Source organism: Neisseria sp. HMSC078H04 (assembly GCF_001838135.1).
In the GTDB taxonomy this organism is placed as follows: Bacteria; Pseudomonadota; Gammaproteobacteria; order Burkholderiales; family Neisseriaceae; genus Neisseria.
The window spans coordinates 30,335-49,273 of sequence record NZ_KV835853.1; the positions used below are offsets into that span (position 1 = coordinate 30,335).

Genomic DNA, 18,939 nt, shown 5'->3' on the forward strand with positions numbered 1-18,939 from the left:
CCAGCTTTTCCTTCTTTCAATGATTTTATGAATAAACATTGTCAACTTGGTATCTCATAGCAAGCATATTGTGTAAAAATAAAATCTGAAATCTAATCTTTTCATACTTTATTTTTACGCAATCCAGATTGAAAAGTGAATAATAAGAATTTAATTATCTGATTTTAAATATCTTTATAGTTTACATTTTACTATAAAATAGAAACAACCGTTCTAATCATTGAACAATACAAAAGGCCGTCTGAAAAATATACTTTCAGACGGCCTTTTAAATGATTTAAAAGAAAATCCTACATTTGCACCGAACCGCTGACGGTCAGGCTGATTTCTTCTGAGCCTGGGGAGGCTGGTACGCCATCTTCTATTCCTGCAGCTACCTCTGCGACAGGGGCTGCCCGCAGCATTTTGGCGTGTGCAAAGTCGCCGCCGACTTGGCGGTTGCCGATGTGGCCCAAGTTGAGTTTGACGATTTTGTAGCTGGAGAAGCCGAGCGTTTGGGCGAGGTTTTGGGCGCGGTCTTTGAAGCGCAGGATGACGGCTTTGCTCAGTTGGTCGACGGTTTCTTCGCGTTTTTCTTTGGATACGGAAAACGAGGAGCTTTCCAAAACGGCAATATTGATGCTATCGGCAATCAGGCGGTTGAGTGCTTCAAAGTCTTTGCTTTCTACTTTGAAGTAGGCGTGTTCTTCCCAGCCGGTTTGGGTGCGTTTGCCGTTGGTGTATTGATAGCGCGGGGAAGCGTTGCGCTCCATCAGCTCGGCTTTAAATTTGTTGTTTTGGGAGATTTTGTTGAACTGGTTAAATTTTTTCATGAAGGCTTGGTTGACGGCTTGACGGTCTTTGCCTTCTGCGTTGACGCTGAAATGCGCGGTCATGGTATCCCGTGGCACTTCCATGTTGGCGGATTCGGAAAATTCAACGATGTTGTAGTTGAGGCTTTCTGCTGCTACGGGCAGGGAGGCCGCTAGCAGTAGGGCGGTAAGGGCTGGACGGAGCATTTTGTTTTTCCTTGTAATGCGGATTTTAAAAAAGTAATTTAGCATGAAAGATGGAAACGTTGGCTTTGGCAAGCGTAAGGATTTGTATGGGTTGAGGCCGTCTGAAAAGAAGTTACTTTGTGTCCATCAAGCCGACCTCATGGGGATTGAGGCGGGCTTTTTCTTCTTGGCCTAAGCCGACCAATTTCCGTAAGCGAGTCATGTAGGCATTGACGTCAAGGCCTCGTCCGTAGCGTTGCGCCTCCCAGATGGTTTCTGCCAAGGCTTCCATCATATCGTGTTCGGCTTTGACCCAGTCGCCGTTGTAACGGGCGCAAAGTTGTTGGTGGATGGCACGGATGCCCGAGGGTTGGTCGATGGCGCTTTGCTCTTGCAGGGAAAGGTGTAGCGACATATGCAGGAATGGATTGCTTTCGTCGTCTTCGGGCAGCCATTCTTTATCTAAATATTGTTCGATGTCTTCGAGATAGTGTCCGTATTCGGGATGGGCTTCGATAATGCGTAAGGCTTTTTGTTGCAGGCCGTCCAATTGGAGCGGTGCGAGCCTGTGTTGCCAGACGTGGGCAAAGAATCGGCGGACATCGTGGGTGTTTACGTCATACATAATGGGTGTGATTTGATTTTGGGATATGTGATTATATAGCGATTGCGATAAAAAAGGCCGTCTGAAAAATATGTTTTCAGACGGCCTTTGTTTTGCAGGGTTTAGCGGCGGTCGATGATTCGGTAATACACTTCGCCGTCTTGGACATAGCCCAATTCGACACGGGCAATTTCGGCAATGGCCTCTTGTCCGTGTGCCAAATCTTCAACTTCCGCATTGAGGAAATTGTTGCGTAAAGTGAGCGTTTGGTTTTTTTCCTCCTGACGGACGAGCTGCTCCTGCAATTCTTCCGTATGCCCGACGCTGCCTTTACCAAACCAAAGGCTGTACTGACAGCACAAAAGTGCGAAGGTTAAAACAAAAGTTACCCACTTCATACAATCAATATCCTATATTCTGCTTATTTGCCCAGTTGGTAGAATGCGGCTTTGCCAGGGTAGTAGGCGGCTTCGGCCAATTCTTCTTCAATGCGCAACAATTGGTTGTATTTCGCCATGCGGTCGGAGCGGGACAGGGAGCCGGTTTTGATTTGCATACAGTTGGTGGCAACTGCCAAGTCGGCAATGGTGCTGTCTTCGGTTTCACCGGAACGGTGGCTCATTACGCTGGCGTAGCGGTTGCGTTTGGCCAAGTCAACGGCTTGCAGGGTTTCGCTCAATGTACCGATTTGGTTGACTTTGACCAGCAATGCGTTTGCCACGCCTTTTTCGATGCCTTCGGCCAAGATTTTTGGATTGGTTACGAACAAGTCGTCGCCGACCAATTGAACTTTTTTGCCCAATTTTTCGGTCAGCAGTTTCCAGCCTTCCCAGTCGTTTTCGTCCATGCCGTCTTCGATGGAAACGATTGGGAATTCGTTAACCAGACCTTCCAAGTATTCGGCAAATTCTGCGCTGGTGTAAGAGCGGCCTTCGGCTTCCAGATGGTATTGGCCGTCTTTGTAGAACTCGCTGGATGCGCAGTCCAGGGCGAACAATACGTCTTCGCCAGCTTTGTAGCCTGCGGCTTCGGTTGCTTCAACGATCAGCTGCAGGGCTTCTTTGTGGCTGTTCAGGTTAGGTGCGAAACCGCCTTCGTCGCCGACGGTAGTTGGGAAGCCTTTGCCGTCACACAGTTTTTTCAGCGCGTGAAAAATTTCTGCACCGCAACGCAGGGCTTCGCGGAAAGATTTTGCGCCGACAGGCATGATCATGAATTCTTGGATGTTCAGGCTGTTGTTGGCATGTTCGCCGCCGTTGATAACGTTCATCATCGGAACCGGCAGAGCCATTGGGCCTGCGCCGCCCAAGTAACGGTACAGCGGCAGGCCTGCATCTTCAGCGGCTGCGCGTGCTACGGCCATAGAAACGGCCAAAGTGGCGTTGGCACCCAAGTTGCCTTTGTTTTCAGTACCGTCCAATTCGATCATGATTTGGTCGATATAAGATTGTTCGTTAGCATCGATACCGATGAGGGCTTGCGCGATTTGGTTGTTGACGTGGTCAACGGCTTTCAATACGCCTTTGCCCAAGTAACGGGATTTGTCGCCGTCACGCAGTTCCAAAGCTTCTTTTTGACCGGTTGATGCGCCGCTTGGTACGGCTGCACGGCCCATGACGCCGGATTCCAACAATACGTCACACTCTACAGTAGGGTTGCCGCGAGAGTCTAAGATTTCGCGTGCAAAAATATCAACGATTGCGCTCATGAATATCTCCAAATAGGATGGTAAAAGAAAAGTAGCTTTGTTACGCTTCAGACGGCCTTGAGGATGATTGCCGAAGTCTGATGAATGCAGCCATTATACCGTCTTTGCCGGGCATGGCATCGGTGTCGGTATGAAACCGACTGTAAGTTTGTTTCACGTCAATATCGTTCAAACAAACATAAGCCGTATAGTGTAACATTTTTTACCCTTTTTAGGGTGAAAAGCTGATTAAATCAGGCATAAGGCCGTCTGAAAAACGGATTAGTCTTCGCCCAAAATCATTGAGCCTACGCCGTCATCGGTCAGTACTTCCAAGAGCAGGGCGTTTGGAACGCGACCGTCTATGATATGCGTGGCTTTGACGCCGCTTTTGGCGGCTTCAACGGCGGAGGCAATTTTAGGCAGCATTCCGCCGTACAGCGTACCGTCTTCAATCAGTTCGTCAATGCGGCTTGGCGTCAGGGTGGTCAATAATTTGCCTTCTTTATCCAGTACGCCGGGGATATTGGTCATCATCAGTAGTTTTTCGGCTTGAAGTTTTTCCGCCAGTTTGCCGGCAACCAAGTCGGCATTGATGTTGAACGCTTCTCCGTTTTGACCTACGCCGATGGGTGCGATGACAGGAATGCAGCCGCGCTCGACCAAGCCTTCTACCAAACGGGTATCGATGTCGGCTACTGTGCCGACTTGGCCGATGTCCACGCCTTTTTGTTCGGGCGTGTCGATCAGGAGTTTTTCCGCTTTGATGAAGTGGTTGTCCCGGCCAGTAATGCCGACGGCGCGACCGCCGAAGGTGGTAATCATGGAAACGATTTCTTTATTGACGTGTCCGCCCAAAACCATTTCTACAATGTCCATGGTTTCGCTGTCGGTCACGCGCATGCCTTGAATAAATTCTCCTTTTTTGCCGACTTTTTCCAACATTTCATTGATTTGTGGACCGCCGCCGTGAACGATAACGGGATGCAGGCCGATCAGTTTGAGCAGGACGACATCGCGTGCGAAACCCTCTTTTAAGGCAGGTTCGGTCATGGCGTTGCCACCGTATTTGATGACGATGATGGAGCCGGAAAAACGGCGGATATAAGGTAAAGATTCGGCAAGGACGCGCGCCTTGATGGAAGGGGAGACAGATTGTTGCTGGGTCATGGTTTCAACCTTGTTTCATGATTTCGGCTTTATCTTAATCCCAAAGGCCGTCTGAAACAATATTTCCAAACGCTTGAAATCCTGTTAAATCAGTTAAATGGTTGAAACCAGCCTCATGCAAACGGTAAAATGACGGTTTGCTTCGGCCTCTTCGCCGATTACTAAGGATACCCATGATGAAAATCAGCACCCAATTCGATGCCGGTTCGGTCGTTGTCAAAGACTTGAGCAACCCTGCCGATATCCGCCTCGCCCTGCGTCCCGACAATGCTTCGGAGTTTGCCCAATGGTTTTACTTCCGTTTGCAGGGTGCGGCCTATCAAAATTGCGTGATGCATTTTGAAAATGCGGCGGACGCTGCGTATCCTTTGGGCTGGGAGGACTATCAGGCTTGCGCTTCTTACGACCGCCAAAATTGGTTCCGCGTGCCGACCAGCTACGAAAACGGCGTGTTGACCATCAACCATACGCCTTTGTCCAACAGCGTTTACTACGCTTATTTCGAGCCTTATTCCAACGAGCAGCATTTGAACCTTTTGGGCGATGCGCAGGGAAGCGGTTTGTGCCGTATCGACGATTTGGGCAGTACTGTTCAAGGCCGCGACATCAATCTTTTGACCATCGGCAACCAAGTCGAAAGTGACATGAAAGTCTGGATTATCGCCCGTCAGCATCCGGGCGAAACCATGGCGGAATGGTTTGTCGAAGGTTTGCTGGGTCGTCTGCTTGATCCGCAAGATCCGACCGCGCGCATGCTGCTTGACCGTGCGACTTTCTATATTGTGCCGAATATGAATCCGGACGGCTCGGTTTTGGGTAATTTGCGTACCAATGCCGCCGGCGCCAACCTCAACCGCGAATGGGAAAACCCGACTTTGGAGCGAAGCCCTGAAGTCTTTACCGTCCGCGAAAAAATGATGGAAACCGGCGTGGATTTGTTCTTGGATATTCACGGCGATGAAGGTCTGCCGTTTGTCTTTGTGGCCGGTACCGAAGGCGTGCCGAACTACAACGAGCGCATCGAAGCCTTGGAAGACCAATTCAAACTTGCGCTGCTCAATGCCAGCCCCGATTTCCAAGACGATTACGGCTATGACAAAGACGCGCCGGGTCAGGCAAACATGACTTTGGCGACCAACTGGGTCGGCAATCATTTCAACTGCCTTGCCTATACTTTGGAAATGCCGTTTAAAGACAATGCCAATCTGCCGGACGACGATTTCGGCTGGAACGGCCAACGCTCGCTGCGCTTGGGCGAGGCAATGTTGTCTGCTATTTTGAATGTGGTTGGCGATTTGCGTTAAACCATCCGATACTGCATACAGGCCGTCTGAAAGTTCAGGCTTTCAGACGGCCTTTGAGATAAGGAACACACATTATGATGATACATCCCCAGTTTGATCCGGTGCTGATCAGCATCGGCCCGCTTGCCATCCGCTGGTATGCCTTGAGCTATATCGTCGGCTTTATCCTGTTTACGATTTTGGGCCGCCGCCGTATCGCGCAGGGCAATTCTGTGTTTACCAAAGAAACACTCGACGATTTCCTGACTTGGGGTATCTTGGGCGTCATCTTGGGCGGCCGTATCGGCTACGTTTTGTTTTATAAATTTTCCGACTATCTTGCCAACCCGTTGGATATTTTCAAAGTTTGGGAAGGCGGCATGTCGTTTCACGGCGGCTTCTTGGGCGTGGTCGTTGCCATGTGGCTGTTTGGCCGCAAGCACAACATCAGTGTCTTGAAATTGATGGATACCGTTGCGCCGCTCGTACCGCTGGGCTTGGCTTCCGGCCGTATCGGCAACTTTATCAACGGCGAACTTTGGGGACGCGTGACCGAACTCAATGCTTTCTGGGCGATGGGTTTCCCTCAAGCGCGTTACGAAGATGCAGAAGCTGCGGCGCACAATCCTTTGTGGGCCGAATGGCTGCAACAATATGGTATGCTGCCGCGCCATCCGTCTCAGCTTTATCAGTTTGCCCTTGAAGGTATTTGCCTGTTTGTTATCGTTTGGATTTTCTCGAAAAAACCGCGTCCGGCCGGTCAAACGGCGGCATTGTTCTTGGGCGGTTACGGTTTGTTCCGCTTTATTGCCGAATTTGCCCGTCAGCCTGACGACTATCTCGGCCTGCTGACTTTGGGCTTGTCCATGGGTCAATGGTTGAGCGTGCCGATGATTGTATTGGGTGCGATTGGTTTTGTTTGGTTTGGCCGTAAAAACAGCGTTGCCAAAGCATAAATAAAACAATAAATAAAGGCCGTCTGAAAAGGTTTTCAGACGGCCTTTTTATCGCTTCAGGCAAACAGATTTCGGGTTTAACCGAAAAAGCCCATTTTGACTTGAATGAGTTTTTCCAACTCCGGCAGGACGCGGCGGCGTGAGACGAAGAAGATAATGTGGTCGCCGTCTTGGAGGATGGTTTCGGTGTGGTGTCCCATGATGACCTCGCCGGTTGCGCCGCGGACGATGGCAGCGATGTAGCAGTCGCTTGGCCATTTGATACCGCTGATACGGCGGCCGACGATGGCGGAAGTGTTTTTATCGCCGTGTACCACCACTTCGATGGCTTCGGCCGTGCCGCGGCGCAGGGGGTGGACGGCAACGATGTCGCCGCGGCGGATGTGGGCGAGGATGGAGCCGATGGTAATCAGATGGGGAGAAACGACGATATCGATTTTGTTGCCTTCGAGCAAATCGACGTAGCTTGAGCGGTTGACGATGGTAATTACGCGTTTGGCACCAAGGTTTTTCGCCAACAGGCTGGACATGATGTTGTTTTCGTCATCGTTGGTCAGCGCGCAGAAGACGTCGATTTCGTCGATGTATTCTTCGTCCAGCAGGGTTTCATCGGTGGCGGAACCTTGCAGGACGAGGGTGTTGTCCAGATTCTCGGCCAGCCATTCGGCGCGGTGGGGTTTGTATTCGATGATTTTGATGTCGTATTTGGACTCGAGCTGTTTGGCGAGGCGGTAGCCGATGTTGCCGCCGCCGGCAATCATGATGCGGCGGGTACGCGCTTCTTTCGGACGCAATTCGCGCATGATGGCCTCAACGCTGTTGATGTCGGCGGCAAACAGGACTTCATCGCCTTCGATAATGACAGTTTGCGGCGTTGGGACGATCAGGCGGTTGTTGCGGTAGATGGCGCAAATTTGGCAGTCTACGCCTTCGAGCAGGTGCTGGTTGATGTCGGCAATTTCACGACCGATCAGCAAACCGCCTTTGCGAGCTTGAACAATCACCATGCGAACTTGGTCGTTGGCAAAGCTGAGTACCTGCAATGAGCTGGTGTAGTTGAGCAGGCCGACAAGTTGTTCGGTAACCAGTTGTTCGGGGCTGATGGTTTCGGTAATGCCGAAGATGTTGAGGCTGCCTTCTTCGGGGTTGTCGCTGCCGTCAACCGGATATTCGAGGTATTCGCTTGAGCGCACGCGTGCGATGCGGCTGGGGATGTTGAACAGGTCGGCGGCGATTTTGGAGGCAACAATGTTGGTTTCGTCACTGCGGGTCAGGGCAAGCAGGAGGTCGGAGTCCGCCGCGCCTGCCTGTTCAAGGGTAAAGGGCGATGCGCCGTTGCCGACGATGGTTTGGACATCGAGGCGGCTGCTGATACGGTTGAGCGCTTTTTCGTCGATGTCGATGATGGTAACGTCGTTGCTGGGAACGGAGGCGAGGTTTTGGGCGACGGTCGAACCGACTTGGCCGCTGCCGAGGATGAGTATTTTCACGGTAATTGAGTGTGTTCGGTAAAAATGAAATTGTAACAAAAGGCCGTCTGAAATTGGAGTTTTCAGACGGCCTGAGTTTTAAATAAGCCAGAGGGTTACCAGTAGCCCAAAACTTTCCACCACAAGATACCGACAGTGCAGAATATCAGGATTTCGAGCACGCTCATGATGAAGCCGGCTTTCCACCATTCGGTCATGTTGACGTAGTTTGAGCCGTAAATGACAGGTGCAGAACCAGTGGCGTAGTGGGTCAGTGACATCATGATGCCGGTAGCGGCTGCCATAACCAGGGCAAATAGCATCGGTGGTGCGCCCAAGGCCAAGCCTGCGCCGTAGAATGCGCCGAACATGGCGGTAACGTGTGCCGTACCGCTGGCGAAAACGTAGTGGGCGTAGAGGTAGGCCAGCATCAACAGGGCGCAGCCTGCTTCCCAACCCAAGCCCATGTGGGCGATACCGCTTTGCATGGAGTCGGACAACCAGCTGATGAGGCCCAGTTTGTTGAGGAAGTTTGCCATCATCACCAAGGCAGCAAACCAAACAATGGTATCCCACGCGCTTTTTTCTTTCAGCGCGTCGTCCCAAGTCAGTACGCCGGTCAACAGGCACAGGCTCAAGCCGAGGAAGGTGGTGGCGGTAGCGTCAACTTTCACGCCGAACAGCATTTCAGGAATACCCGCCCACAACAGCAGCAGAACCAGGAAAATGCCCAGCATGATTTTTTCTTCACGCTTCATCGGCCCCATGGCAGCCAAATGCTCTTTTGCCAATGCAGTGGCGTTAGGGGTTTGTTTGATTTCAGGCGGATACAGGAAATACAGCACCAGTGGCATCAGCAGCATAGCAAGCAGGCCGGGTACGACCATCGCCAAGAACCATGTGCCCCAAGAGAGTTGGATTTGCGAATTGGTGGCTTTGGCAACCAATTCGACTACCAGCGGATTAGGTGCGGTGGCAGTGATAAAAATCAGACAGGTAATCACGTTGGAGTGGAAGTTGACCAGTGAAAGGTATTTACCGATTTTGCCTTCCGTACCTTTTTCAGGGTCGGAGTCAAAGCTAAGTGCGATGGATTTCATAATCGGATGCACAATCGCACCGCCGCGCGCGGTATTACTCGGCGTTACTGGACCGATGACTAAGTCGGCAAGCGCCAAGCTGTAACCTACGCCCAACGTGCGTTTGCCGAAGAGGGAAATCAAGAGGTAGCCGATGCGCATACCCAAGCCGGTTTTCAACAGGCCGCGCGAGATGATGATGGCGATACCGATCATCCAGATGAGTGAGTTGTTGAGGCTGCTCAAAGCGTCTTTGGTTGCGTCTGCAGCTTTTTCGTTAGTCACGCCGGTCAGTGCAACCAAGGTAATGCCCAAAATCGCCATTGCGCCGATAGGCATGGCTTTGCCGATGATGCCGGCAATGATGCCGACGAACAATGCTAAAAGATGCCATGCGTCAGGCGATACGCCTTGAGGAACGGGGATAACGAACCAGATAAGCAGCGTCAGCACAAGTGCGACCGCGGCAGGAATTGGCTTGAAGCCCATGTTGAATCTCCTAATTTGAGGATTGAAGTATTGGGAAATCGGTTTTCAGACGGCCTGAGTGTTGCTGAAGCCTGTCTGAACGTATTTTGGTAGGTTCGGAAGGTATTTTCTTATTGGGGTTTCTCTTCCATCTTGGAAAGAAGAGAAAGGGAGTCGGGTATCGTTTTTCAGACGGCCTTTATGGCAACAGGCCGTCTGAAAACAACGCCGTTTTACTCCTGTTCTTGCGGCAGGCCGTATTCTTCGGGGAAGGTACGCAGCGAGCTTTGCAACACGGTAACTGCGCCGTCAATCAAACCGCAACGGCCGCTTCGTGGCAACAGTTGGCACAGGCTTTGCAGGGCGCGCAGGTCGTCGGGAGTGCCGATGCCGGTGTCCACACGGTTGAGCAGGCGGGAAAGCTGGAATGTACCGCCTTTGCAAGGTGGGCATTGACCGCATGAGTTAGAAGCGAAAAATTCCACATATTCGGCCACTTTGCGCACCACGCTGGTGCCTTCGGAAATCACAATCATCGCGCCGGTACCGAGGCTGGATTTGCGTTCGCGCACGGAAACGAAGTCCAAAGGCACGTCCAAATCTTTGACGGTCAAAAGCGTGTTTGACGGGCCGCCGGTAAATACGGCTTTAAACGTACGGCCTTCGAGCATACCGCCGCCGTGATCGTAAATCAGTGATTGCAGGGTTGTGCCCATCGGTAGTTCGTACAGCCCCGGATTCAATACGTCGCCAGAGAGCGAGTAGAGTTTTGTACCGGCCGCATCGCCCAAACCCAGCGATTTGTACCATTCCGCACCTTTGGCAAGGATTTGCGGAATATTGGCGAAGGTTTCGGTATTGTTGATAAGGGTCGGCTCACCGTTGACACCGCTTTCGGCTGGGAAAGGCGGCTTGCGGCGAGGGAAAGGGAAACCGCCTTCCAGCCATGAAATCACGGCAGTTTCTTCGCCGCCGATATAACGGCCTGAAGTTTCAACCAGTTGCAAGTCCAAAGGTTTACCCAAGTAGTTTTCGATGCGGATAAACAAATCGCTGTTTTTCCATTGCTCGATGGCCGGTGTGATGGAAGCGATGGATTCGGTTTGATGAGGGTTAACGTACAAAATCGCTTTGTTGGCACGGCAGGCAACGGCGGCAATCAGGACGCCTTCGATGACTTGGTGCGGTGTATTTGCCAGCAGTACACGGTCTTTAAATGTACCCGGTTCGTCTTCGTTGGCATTGCAGACAACGTATTTGTCGCCATTTTTGCTTTGGGCGGCAACGGCAGCCTCCCATTTGCGCCAAGTCGGGAAACCTGCGCCGCCCATACCGCAAAGATTGGCTTCTTGCAGTTTGGAAACAATGCTTTGAGGATCGGCAAGCGCCGCCAACAGGCCTTCGCCGCCGCCAACTTTACGCCATGCGGCTAAATCTGCGCCGACTTGGCGGGAAGGATGCAGTAAGTTTTGATTGGCTTGATTCATGATTGTTGCTCCTGCAAACCGGCGTGTTCGCGCAAATCGAATTTGCCGTAGTCGGGATATAAAACGGGGGCTTTGATGTCGCTGGTCAGACCGGCACGGGTCATTTCGCGTTGCAGATCGTGGACGTGACCGACACCGCCGCGTACTTTTTTCAGCGGCAGCCCGCAATTTGCCGCGGCTTTACCGGCACGGCGGCCGAAGCTGATGATGTCCAAAAGCGCATTGCCCATCAGGCGGTTGCGGCCGTGAATACCGCCGGTTACTTCGCCGGCGCAATAGAGGCCTTCGACGCAGGTTGCGCCGTCACCGTTGATTTCGATACCGCCGTTTTGATAGTGCAGGGTCGGATGAATCATGACCGGCTCAACGGCAGGGTCGATGCCGCATTTATGGGCAACGTGGCCGAGTGTTACCAAACGGTTCAATACGTCAGGGTCGTTAGCAATCAGGCGCGGGGTGTCGAGGAACACGCCGACTTGACCATCGCGTACCACGCCGCGGCCTTCGCGGCATTCGCGCAGAATCGCAGCGGCAACAACGTCGCGCGGTTGTAATTCGTCAACGAAACGTTCGCCCAAACCGTTGACCAGCTTGGTGCCTGCAGAGCGCACTGCTTCGGAAATCAGCGCGCCTGCCAAGTGTGGCGGATGGGCAACGCCGGTCGGGTGGTATTGGAAAGAATCGACATCGCGCAGTTTGGCGCCGATACGGTAGGCCATGACCAGGCCGTCTGCAGTCGCTCCATAGTGGTTGGAAGTGGCGAAACCTTGCAAATGCAGGCGTCCGCTGCCGCCGGTTGCCAATACCACGGCTTTAGCGTGAACCAACACCAAAGAACGTTTTTCCAAATCGTACAAAATCGCGCCGACGCAGCGGCCGTGTTCGTCAGACAATAATTCGATGGCGGGGTGGCGGTTAAGCTGTGTGATGTTTTCGTCGAGCTCGACTGCCTCGCGCAGTACGCGCATCATTTCGAGGCCGGTAAAGTCGCGGTAGCTCAGAATGCGCGGCACGGTCGTACCGCCTGCACGCTTGCGGCTCAACATGCCGTTGCTGTCCGTGCCTTTGGCAAGATCGAAAGTCATGCCCAAGCCGATCAGCCAGCGGATGGCGGACGGCGCATCGGTAACCATTTGCGCCACCAATTCTTTTTTGCCTGCGTTGTGGCCGCCTTTGATGGTATCGTCAAAGTGTTGTTGCAGGCTGTCTTCCGCGCCGATCGCAGCTTGAATGCCGCCTTCGGCCATCACGGTATTACTGTCGCCGATACGCAGTTTGTTCGCCATGATGACGCGTGCTCCGGCTTCAGTGGCAGACAATGCCGCTGCCGCGCCCGCTCCGCCGCCACCAATTACCAATACGTCGGTGTTCAAGTGTTCTGCACCCGACAAATTATAGTCGTCAATCAGAGGCTGACTGATTAAGAGTTTGGCCAAATCAGGATGGCAGTAATCGCCTTGGTTTGGACCGATAGGCAGTTTCACACGGGCATTTGCCTGATAGTCAGGGTGAAATTGGCTCAGTAATTCGTTTTTTTCAGGTAAATCGCCGCGTAATTCCAATGAGGACGCACGCAGGTTGGCAAGGGCGGTTTCGTAGTCTATGCCTTGGGTTTTGTTAACCATTACACTGACTCCTCTTCAAATTCGACTTTCATTTTGCCGCTGTCGATTTCGCGTAGGCGGCGCATCAAATCCACAGGACGCAATGTACGCGCCGCTTTCATACGGCGGGCGAACAGGCCCAAGTGGTTCGGACGGATGTGTTCGGGGCAGGAGAGGGTGCAGAGGTTGCACATCACGCATTGGTCAAAGGTCAGCGCAGCCGCACTGAAATCGCCGGAAACTACCTGCGCTACGCCGTTTTCCACTTGCAAACCTTTAGGACAGGCTCGATTACAGCCGCCGCAATGACGGCAATTTTGCGCTTCTGGGAAGGCTTTGGCGGTATCGTCCAACCAGTTCCAGCCATCACCAATTTCGCTGACGTCGTAATATTGGATATGCTCGGGAATGAAGTAGTCCAAGAAGCTGACCTGCATGCCTTCTTCAACTTTGGTCTCGCATGCCAGTGCAGTGGTTACTTCACGTTCGCCTTCTTTACGAATCATGCAGCGGCAGGAACCGCATACGCCTTGACCCATACAGCCGACATTGGCAGTAATCGCATTGCCTGAACGGGCATAGGCTTGGATAATTGACGAATCGGCGGAGGCTTTGACTTCGTGGCCGTCTATGGTCAGGGTTAACAAATTTTCACTCATGGTTTGTTCCTGTGAAATTGGAAGTTGGAATAGTGGATAATTTGGTTAATTGTATTTTTATTACATTTATTGCGTATGAGGAAAATATCCAAGTGATTTACTCGGAAATTCTTTTAAAATCAATGTTTATCTATATAAGGTGAAGTGTATCAGAATTTGTTGGATTTGATGATAGGGGTAACCTAAGGTTTTATAGAAGGAGGATTGCAAATAAAATATGCCTATTATTTAGACAAATTTATTACAAAAATTTGATTTTAAAAGTAAAATAAAATTACTTTTTTATTATAAATTTTAAAATATTCGTATATTTACTAGTAAAAATCATTATTATATGTTAGACAATTTTGCATAGATTATTGTATATATTGAATAATATTTTGGTATGTGAGCAAGTGAAAAAACTGTTATAAAATTTCAGAAAATCAAACAAGTTTGATATCAGTCAAGAAGATTGAGGGAGAAAATAACACGGATTTTACAATTGTGTATTGTATTGGAGAATAAGAAAGGCCGTCTGAAATTTAGGTAGTTTCCTTTTAAATACAGGCTACTAAATTTCTTTTTTAGATGCTTAAGGCAAATATTTTCAGACGGCCTTGAAATAAGATTATCATTTAAAAACAATGTAATTTTATTTCTATGTAAGCGAATAGCCAGTAGATATAGGTTATCAATAACCAAGTGATTTAATATGTTATTAAATTCTATTTAAATCAATAAGGTATGAAAATGATATTGTCTGGATTATTCATTTGAAAGCACTATTACACTATTGAAGGCCGTCTGAAAAATCGGTCTCTTAAAAAATAAACAAACCCTTCCTACCATGACTCCCGAAAAGGAACACAATCATGACCGTCATCAAGCAAGAAGACTTTATCCAAAGTATTTTCGATGCTTTCCAATTCATCAGCTACTACCATCCTAAAGATTACATTCAGGCTTTATACAAGGCTTATCAAAAAGAAGAAAACCCTGCCGCCAAAGATGCGATGGCGCAGATTTTGGTCAATAGCCGTATGTGTGCCGAAGGCCATCGCCCGATTTGTCAGGATACCGGTATTGCGACCGTATTCTTGAAAGTGGGCATGGATGTACAGTGGGATGCCGAGATGAGTGTACAGGAAATGGTTAATGAAGGTGTACGCCGTGCATACACCTATCCTGACAACAAACTGCGCGCCTCTGTATTGGCCGACCCGGCTGGAAAACGTCAAAATACCAAAGACAATACCCCTGCCGTTGTACATATGGAAATCGTAAAAGGCGACAAAGTCGAAGTCACTTGCGCAGCCAAAGGCGGCGGTTCTGAAAACAAAACCAAAGTTGCCATGCTCAACCCTTCAGACAATATCGTTGATTGGGTATTGAAAACCGTTCCTCAAATGGGTGCCGGCTGGTGTCCTCCGGGCATCTTGGGTATCGGTATCGGCGGTACGCCTGAAAAAGCAGTGCTGATGGCCAAAGAAAGCCTGATGAGCCATATCGATATTCAGGAACTCAAAGAAAAAGCCGATTCAGGTGCGGAATTGTCTACAACCGAAGCCCTGCGTTTGGAACTCTACAAAAAAGTAAATGCCTTGGGTATCGGCGCACAAGGTTTGGGCGGTTTGAGCACCGTGCTGGATGTCAAAATCCTTGACTACCCAACCCACGCGGCTTCCAAACCGATTGCCATGATTCCAAACTGCGCGGCAACCCGCCACATCGAATTTGAATTGGATGGCTCAGGCCCGGCCAAACTGGAAGCCCCATCTTTGGAAGACTGGCCGGATCTGACTTACAGCCCTGACAACGGCAAACGTGTCGATGTCAACAATCTGACCAAAGAAGAAGTGGCTACATGGAAAACCGGTGACGTATTGTTGCTGAACGGTAAAATCCTGACCGGCCGCGATGCCGCGCACAAACGTTTGGTTGACATGCTCAACAAAGGCGAAGAGTTGCCGGTGGATTTCACCAACAAACTGATTTACTACGTCGGTCCGGTTGATCCAGTCCGCGACGAAGTTGTTGGCCCGGCAGGTCCGACCACCTCCACCCGTATGGATAAATTTACCCGCCAAATGCTGGAACAAACCGGCCTTTTGGGTATGATCGGTAAATCCGAACGCGGCGCAGCAACTTGCCAAGCCATTGCCGATAACAAAGCTGTTTACCTGATGGCTGTCGGCGGCGCGGCATATCTGGTTGCCAAAGCCATTAAAGCATCTAAAGTCTTGGCGTTCCCAGAATTGGGTATGGAAGCGATTTACGAATTTGAAGTCAAAGACATGCCTGTGACCGTTGCGGTGGATAGCAACGGCGAATCGGTTCACGCTATTGCGCCAAAACAATGGCAGGCCAAAATCGGTATTATCCCGGTTGAAGCTTGATATTTGACTGAATAATCAAAGGCCGTCTGAACGATTTCAGACGGCCTTTTTTGTGTATAAATAATTCAAATATTTTCAAACGAGTAAATTTCCCTTCCTAAAAAACACTTGTCAAAATCAGTATTTGAAACTAGAATTCATGGCTTATCGAGTCGGAGTGTGGCGCAGTCTGGTAGCGCACTTGCATGGGGTGCAAGGGGTCGAAGGTTCGAATCCTTTCACTCCGACCAAAAGATTTTAAGGACTTAACCTGTTTTTCCGGTTAAGTCCTTTTTGTTTTTACTCTTTAAGTTTCAATATAGATTGCTCACTTCGGTATAGGCTATTAGGCTGAAAAAAATCTTGCAACCTTGTGGAGCAGTATGATGATTTTGTGTAGCAAAGGCCGTCTGAAAAATAACGAAAAACCTGCTTAAAAAAGCAGGTTTTGTTGTTTCTAAAGCAGGTCTATTCGGCACTATTTTTTAGCGTGTCTTTATAAGTATAAAGATACGATGCGCCGACAAATGATGCGCCACCGACGACATTACCCAGAAATACGGGAATCATGTTGAAGTAAAACTGCCCCCAAGTGATGTTTGCACCTGCCAAAATGCCGGCTGGGATAACGAACATATTGGCGACAAGGTGTTGGAAGCCGTTTAATACGAAAATCATGACGGGGAACCAAATGGCCAGCATTCGTCCGGTTGTGTTTTTAGCGGCAAAGTGCAGCCACGCGCCCATGCAGACCATCCAGTTACATGCGACTGCCGATACGAAAGCACGGCCGAAATCCATATGGACTTTTGCTTCCGCCACAGCAATAGTTTTTTCTACCACGCTGCCTTCGGTCATGCCGACATAGTGTCCGAGAAAAAACGCCATCGCCAGCGTGCCTACCAAATTGCCCATGCAGACGATAACCCAGTTTCGCAGCAGCATTTTAGAGGAAATCCGTCCGGCCAATCTGCCTAAAGACATAATCATCATGTTGCTGGTTACCAGCTCGCCGCCGCCAAGCAGGATACAAATCAAGGCGATTGGGAACACGGCGGCACCGAGTAAAGTCGCAACGCCGCCCCATTCATGCGGAATGCCGCTGACTACTTTTAAATAGGCAAGATATCCGAAGCCGATGTATCCACCGGCCAAAATGCTCAAGATTGCCAGTGTGGGGATGCTGGATTGTGCTTTGGCGCAGCTTTTGTCGAGAACAACCTGTAAAATTTCCTGTGGGTATAAATCGCGCGAAGCCATGATGTTCCTTAAAGTGGGTTGAGGAGGAAACGTTGTTTTAAAGGTGATACAAACTGTCGCGGTAGAGTGGTGTTATAGGGAGCCGGTGTACGGTCTTTGTCTTATCAATCAGCCTGAATTAAACCTAAAAAACAGATACTTCGCCTTGCTTTAGCTCAAAAGAAATATTATTACATTTTGTCTCCATATTCAAAAAGGCCGTCTGAACATTGAAATTTCAGACGGCCTGGTTTTGATTTCTTAAACTGACAAATGAGCCAGCTTTGCATTGCCTTCGCGAGGAATAGGGCGCGGATTGCCTTGTGAATCGATGGCGACGTAAGTGAACACGGCTTCGGTGACCAGTTGGCGGTCTTCCGTTACCATATCGTTCATCAAAGTCTTCACCCACACTTCGATTTTCAGTTGCAAAGAAGTATTGCCGACGCGGACGCAATGACCATAGCAGCATACAACGTTGCCGACCTTTACCGGTCTGATGAAATTCATTTCTTGAACGGCCACGGTTACAATGCGTCCCTGTGTGATTTCTGCCGCCAAAATACCGCCGCCCAAATCCATTTGCGACATAATCCAGCCGCCGAAGATATCCTGATTAGGATTGGTATCGCGCGGCATGGCTACCGTACGCAATAAAAGTTGTCCTTCGGGTGCCGCATGTGTTTGTTTGTTGTCAGCCATAAAAAGTCCTGTCAAAAAAGTGCTATTTTACGCCATTTGTGGCGATAAACCTATGTAGGCCGTCTGAAAAATCAGAAGGCAAAGTGTTACAATCAACATATTCATCAGACAAAGGAGAAAGCTTATGCATCCGATTCAAGAACCACGAAATAGCGGCCTTTTGCGCGTATCCGACATTCACGAAATCTACTGGGAAGAATCAGGCAATCCTGATGGCCACCCCGTGATTTTCCTGCATGGCGGCCCCGGAGCAGGGGCATCACCTGCCTGTCGCGGCTTTTTCAATCCAGAACATTTCCGCATCGTTATTATCGACCAACGCGGTTGCGGACGCTCCAAACCCTATGCCTGTATTGAAGACAACACCACATGGGATTTGGTTGCCGATATTGAAAAAGTACGTGAAATGCTCGGCATTCAAAAATGGCTGGTTTTCGGCGGCTCATGGGGCAGCACCTTGTCGCTGACTTATGCCGAAACCCATCCCGAGCGCGTCAGCGGCTTAGTTTTGCGCGGTATTTTCCTGTGCAGGCCGTCTGAAATGGCATGGTTGAACGAAGCAGGCGGCGTCAGCCAAATTTATCCGGCTCAATGGCAAAAATTCATTGCTCCCGTAGCCGAAAACAAACGCCAAGCCCTAATCCAAGCCTACCATGAAATGCTGTTCAGCGAAGATGAAGCCACGCGCCTCAAAGCGGCTAAATCATGGGCAGACTGGGAAAGCTACCTTATTCAGTTTGAACCTAAAGATGTAGATGAAGACCCGCAAGCCTCTCTTGCCATCGCAAGAATGGAAAACCATTACTTCGTGAACGAAGGCTGGTTACGGGGCGATAAAGCCATCTTGGCAAACATCGACAAAATCCGCCATATCCCAACCATCATCGTCCAAGGCCGCTACGACCTATGCACCCCAATGCAAAGCGCGTGGGAACTCTCGCAAGCCTTTCCAGAAGCAGAATTGAGAATCGCCCAAGCAGGCCATTCTTCTTTTGATCCTTCGCTTTCCGAAGCTTTAGTGAAAGCTGTGAAGGATATTAGAAGCAAGTTATAAAGGGTAATCAATAACAATGCCGTCTGAAAAAGTTTCAGACGGCATTTTTTAATCAAAGCTTGCTAGATATTAAGCGGTAAATGTTTATATGTAATATTATTGAGTGTAAATACTATCTGGTATATGATTTATAAATTAACTAAT

16 protein-coding genes and 1 tRNA gene are annotated in these 18,939 nt (G+C 49.9%); 5 read left to right on the top strand and 12 right to left on the bottom strand.

All coding sequences use genetic code 11. From position 1 onward, the window contains the following. Nucleotides 1-290: 290 nt before the first annotated feature. The 5 genes from HMPREF2560_RS10635 to argB all read right to left on the bottom strand — a co-directional run bounded on the left by HMPREF2560_RS10635 (nt 291) and on the right by argB (nt 4,438). Nucleotides 291-998 (bottom strand): SIMPL domain-containing protein, encoded by a 708-nt coding sequence (locus tag HMPREF2560_RS10635; RefSeq protein ID WP_070608658.1) that lies wholly within the window; start codon nt 996-998, stop codon nt 291-293. Between the two features lie 112 nt (nt 999-1,110). After that, nucleotides 1,111-1,602 (bottom strand): DUF1841 family protein, encoded by a 492-nt coding sequence (locus tag HMPREF2560_RS10640; protein ID WP_070873872.1) that lies wholly within the window; start codon nt 1,600-1,602, stop codon nt 1,111-1,113. Between the two features lie 101 nt (nt 1,603-1,703). Further along, nucleotides 1,704-1,979, bottom strand: coding sequence for a cell division protein FtsB (ftsB, locus tag HMPREF2560_RS10645; RefSeq protein ID WP_003679613.1), 276 nt, complete (start codon nt 1,977-1,979; stop codon nt 1,704-1,706). A 23-nt stretch (nt 1,980-2,002) separates the two neighbouring features. Continuing rightward, nucleotides 2,003-3,289, bottom strand: a complete 1,287-nt coding sequence (eno, locus tag HMPREF2560_RS10650) for a phosphopyruvate hydratase (RefSeq protein WP_070608661.1) — start codon at nt 3,287-3,289, stop codon at nt 2,003-2,005. 261 nt (nt 3,290-3,550) lie between these two features. Beyond that, on the bottom strand, nt 3,551-4,438 hold the full coding sequence (gene argB, locus HMPREF2560_RS10655; protein WP_070608663.1) for an acetylglutamate kinase: 888 nt from the start codon (nt 4,436-4,438) through the stop codon (nt 3,551-3,553). 173 nt (nt 4,439-4,611) lie between these two features. Between argB and HMPREF2560_RS10660 the strand changes: the two genes are divergently transcribed. Together HMPREF2560_RS10660 and lgt are read left to right on the top strand one after the other, a co-directional pair. Continuing rightward, nucleotides 4,612-5,742: a M14 family metallopeptidase gene (locus HMPREF2560_RS10660; protein WP_003746205.1), complete on the top strand. Its 1,131-nt coding sequence runs from the start codon at nt 4,612-4,614 to the stop codon at nt 5,740-5,742. A gap of 74 nt (nt 5,743-5,816) precedes the next feature. Beyond that, nucleotides 5,817-6,677, top strand: a complete 861-nt coding sequence (gene lgt / locus HMPREF2560_RS10665) for a prolipoprotein diacylglyceryl transferase (RefSeq protein ID WP_070608665.1) — start codon at nt 5,817-5,819, stop codon at nt 6,675-6,677. Between the two features lie 77 nt (nt 6,678-6,754). Here lgt and trkA read toward each other — a convergent pair whose 3' ends face one another. The 5 genes from trkA to HMPREF2560_RS10690 form a co-directional block, all read right to left on the bottom strand. Next, nucleotides 6,755-8,167, bottom strand: coding sequence for a Trk system potassium transporter TrkA (gene trkA / locus HMPREF2560_RS10670; RefSeq protein WP_070829970.1), 1,413 nt, complete (start codon nt 8,165-8,167; stop codon nt 6,755-6,757). Nucleotides 8,168-8,262: 95 nt separating this feature from the next. Continuing rightward, nucleotides 8,263-9,714: a DASS family sodium-coupled anion symporter gene (locus HMPREF2560_RS10675; protein ID WP_070873873.1), complete on the bottom strand. Its 1,452-nt coding sequence runs from the start codon at nt 9,712-9,714 to the stop codon at nt 8,263-8,265. 212 nt (nt 9,715-9,926) lie between these two features. After that, on the bottom strand, nt 9,927-11,180 hold the full coding sequence (locus tag HMPREF2560_RS10680; protein ID WP_070829968.1) for a complex I 51 kDa subunit family protein: 1,254 nt from the start codon (nt 11,178-11,180) through the stop codon (nt 9,927-9,929). Further along, nucleotides 11,177-12,805, bottom strand: a complete 1,629-nt coding sequence (locus tag HMPREF2560_RS10685) for an FAD-binding protein (RefSeq protein ID WP_070829967.1) — start codon at nt 12,803-12,805, stop codon at nt 11,177-11,179. Before HMPREF2560_RS10685 ends, HMPREF2560_RS10680 begins: the two co-directional genes overlap by 4 nt. Continuing rightward, nucleotides 12,805-13,443, bottom strand: coding sequence for a 2Fe-2S iron-sulfur cluster-binding protein (locus tag HMPREF2560_RS10690; RefSeq protein WP_070735107.1), 639 nt, complete (start codon nt 13,441-13,443; stop codon nt 12,805-12,807). Before HMPREF2560_RS10690 ends, HMPREF2560_RS10685 begins: the two co-directional genes overlap by 1 nt. A gap of 854 nt (nt 13,444-14,297) precedes the next feature. On the opposite strand from HMPREF2560_RS10690, the gene HMPREF2560_RS10695 reads away from it, so the two are divergent. Continuing rightward, nucleotides 14,298-15,821, top strand: coding sequence for a fumarate hydratase (locus HMPREF2560_RS10695; RefSeq protein ID WP_003746217.1), 1,524 nt, complete (start codon nt 14,298-14,300; stop codon nt 15,819-15,821). Nucleotides 15,822-15,974: 153 nt separating this feature from the next. Then, a tRNA-Pro gene (locus tag HMPREF2560_RS10700) sits at nt 15,975-16,051 on the top strand. A 217-nt stretch (nt 16,052-16,268) separates the two neighbouring features. Here HMPREF2560_RS10700 and HMPREF2560_RS10705 read toward each other — a convergent pair. Together HMPREF2560_RS10705 and yciA are read right to left on the bottom strand one after the other, a co-directional pair. Then, nucleotides 16,269-17,060, bottom strand: coding sequence for a formate/nitrite transporter family protein (locus tag HMPREF2560_RS10705; protein ID WP_070873874.1), 792 nt, complete (start codon nt 17,058-17,060; stop codon nt 16,269-16,271). Between the two features lie 240 nt (nt 17,061-17,300). Then, complete coding sequence (yciA, locus tag HMPREF2560_RS10710; RefSeq protein WP_070873875.1) at nt 17,301-17,741, bottom strand: acyl-CoA thioester hydrolase YciA; 441 nt, start codon at nt 17,739-17,741, stop codon at nt 17,301-17,303. Between the two features lie 124 nt (nt 17,742-17,865). On the opposite strand from yciA, the gene pip reads away from it, so the two are divergent. After that, entirely contained in the window at nt 17,866-18,795 is a 930-nt protein-coding gene (gene pip / locus HMPREF2560_RS10715) for a prolyl aminopeptidase (RefSeq protein WP_070873876.1), read from the top strand. The last annotated feature ends 144 nt before the right edge of the window (nt 18,796-18,939 follow it).

Bases quoted from the DNA above. Each gene is read 5' to 3' on its own strand.
- HMPREF2560_RS10635 (WP_070608658.1), bottom strand. From the start codon at position 998: ATGCTCCGTCCAGCCCTTACCGCCCTACTGCTAGCGGCCTCCCTGCCC.
- HMPREF2560_RS10640 (WP_070873872.1), bottom strand. From the start codon at position 1,602: ATGTATGACGTAAACACCCACGATGTCCGCCGATTCTTTGCCCACGTC.
- ftsB (WP_003679613.1), bottom strand. From the start codon at position 1,979: ATGAAGTGGGTAACTTTTGTTTTAACCTTCGCACTTTTGTGCTGTCAG.
- eno (WP_070608661.1), bottom strand. From the start codon at position 3,289: ATGAGCGCAATCGTTGATATTTTTGCACGCGAAATCTTAGACTCTCGC.
- argB (WP_070608663.1), bottom strand. From the start codon at position 4,438: ATGACCCAGCAACAATCTGTCTCCCCTTCCATCAAGGCGCGCGTCCTT.
- HMPREF2560_RS10660 (WP_003746205.1), top strand. From the start codon at position 4,612: ATGATGAAAATCAGCACCCAATTCGATGCCGGTTCGGTCGTTGTCAAA.
- lgt (WP_070608665.1), top strand. From the start codon at position 5,817: ATGATGATACATCCCCAGTTTGATCCGGTGCTGATCAGCATCGGCCCG.
- HMPREF2560_RS10675 (WP_070873873.1), bottom strand. From the start codon at position 9,714: ATGGGCTTCAAGCCAATTCCTGCCGCGGTCGCACTTGTGCTGACGCTG.
- HMPREF2560_RS10680 (WP_070829968.1), bottom strand. From the start codon at position 11,180: ATGAATCAAGCCAATCAAAACTTACTGCATCCTTCCCGCCAAGTCGGC.
- HMPREF2560_RS10685 (WP_070829967.1), bottom strand. From the start codon at position 12,805: ATGGTTAACAAAACCCAAGGCATAGACTACGAAACCGCCCTTGCCAAC.
- HMPREF2560_RS10690 (WP_070735107.1), bottom strand. From the start codon at position 13,443: ATGAGTGAAAATTTGTTAACCCTGACCATAGACGGCCACGAAGTCAAA.
- HMPREF2560_RS10695 (WP_003746217.1), top strand. From the start codon at position 14,298: ATGACCGTCATCAAGCAAGAAGACTTTATCCAAAGTATTTTCGATGCT.
- HMPREF2560_RS10705 (WP_070873874.1), bottom strand. From the start codon at position 17,060: ATGGCTTCGCGCGATTTATACCCACAGGAAATTTTACAGGTTGTTCTC.
- yciA (WP_070873875.1), bottom strand. From the start codon at position 17,741: ATGGCTGACAACAAACAAACACATGCGGCACCCGAAGGACAACTTTTA.
- pip (WP_070873876.1), top strand. From the start codon at position 17,866: ATGCATCCGATTCAAGAACCACGAAATAGCGGCCTTTTGCGCGTATCC.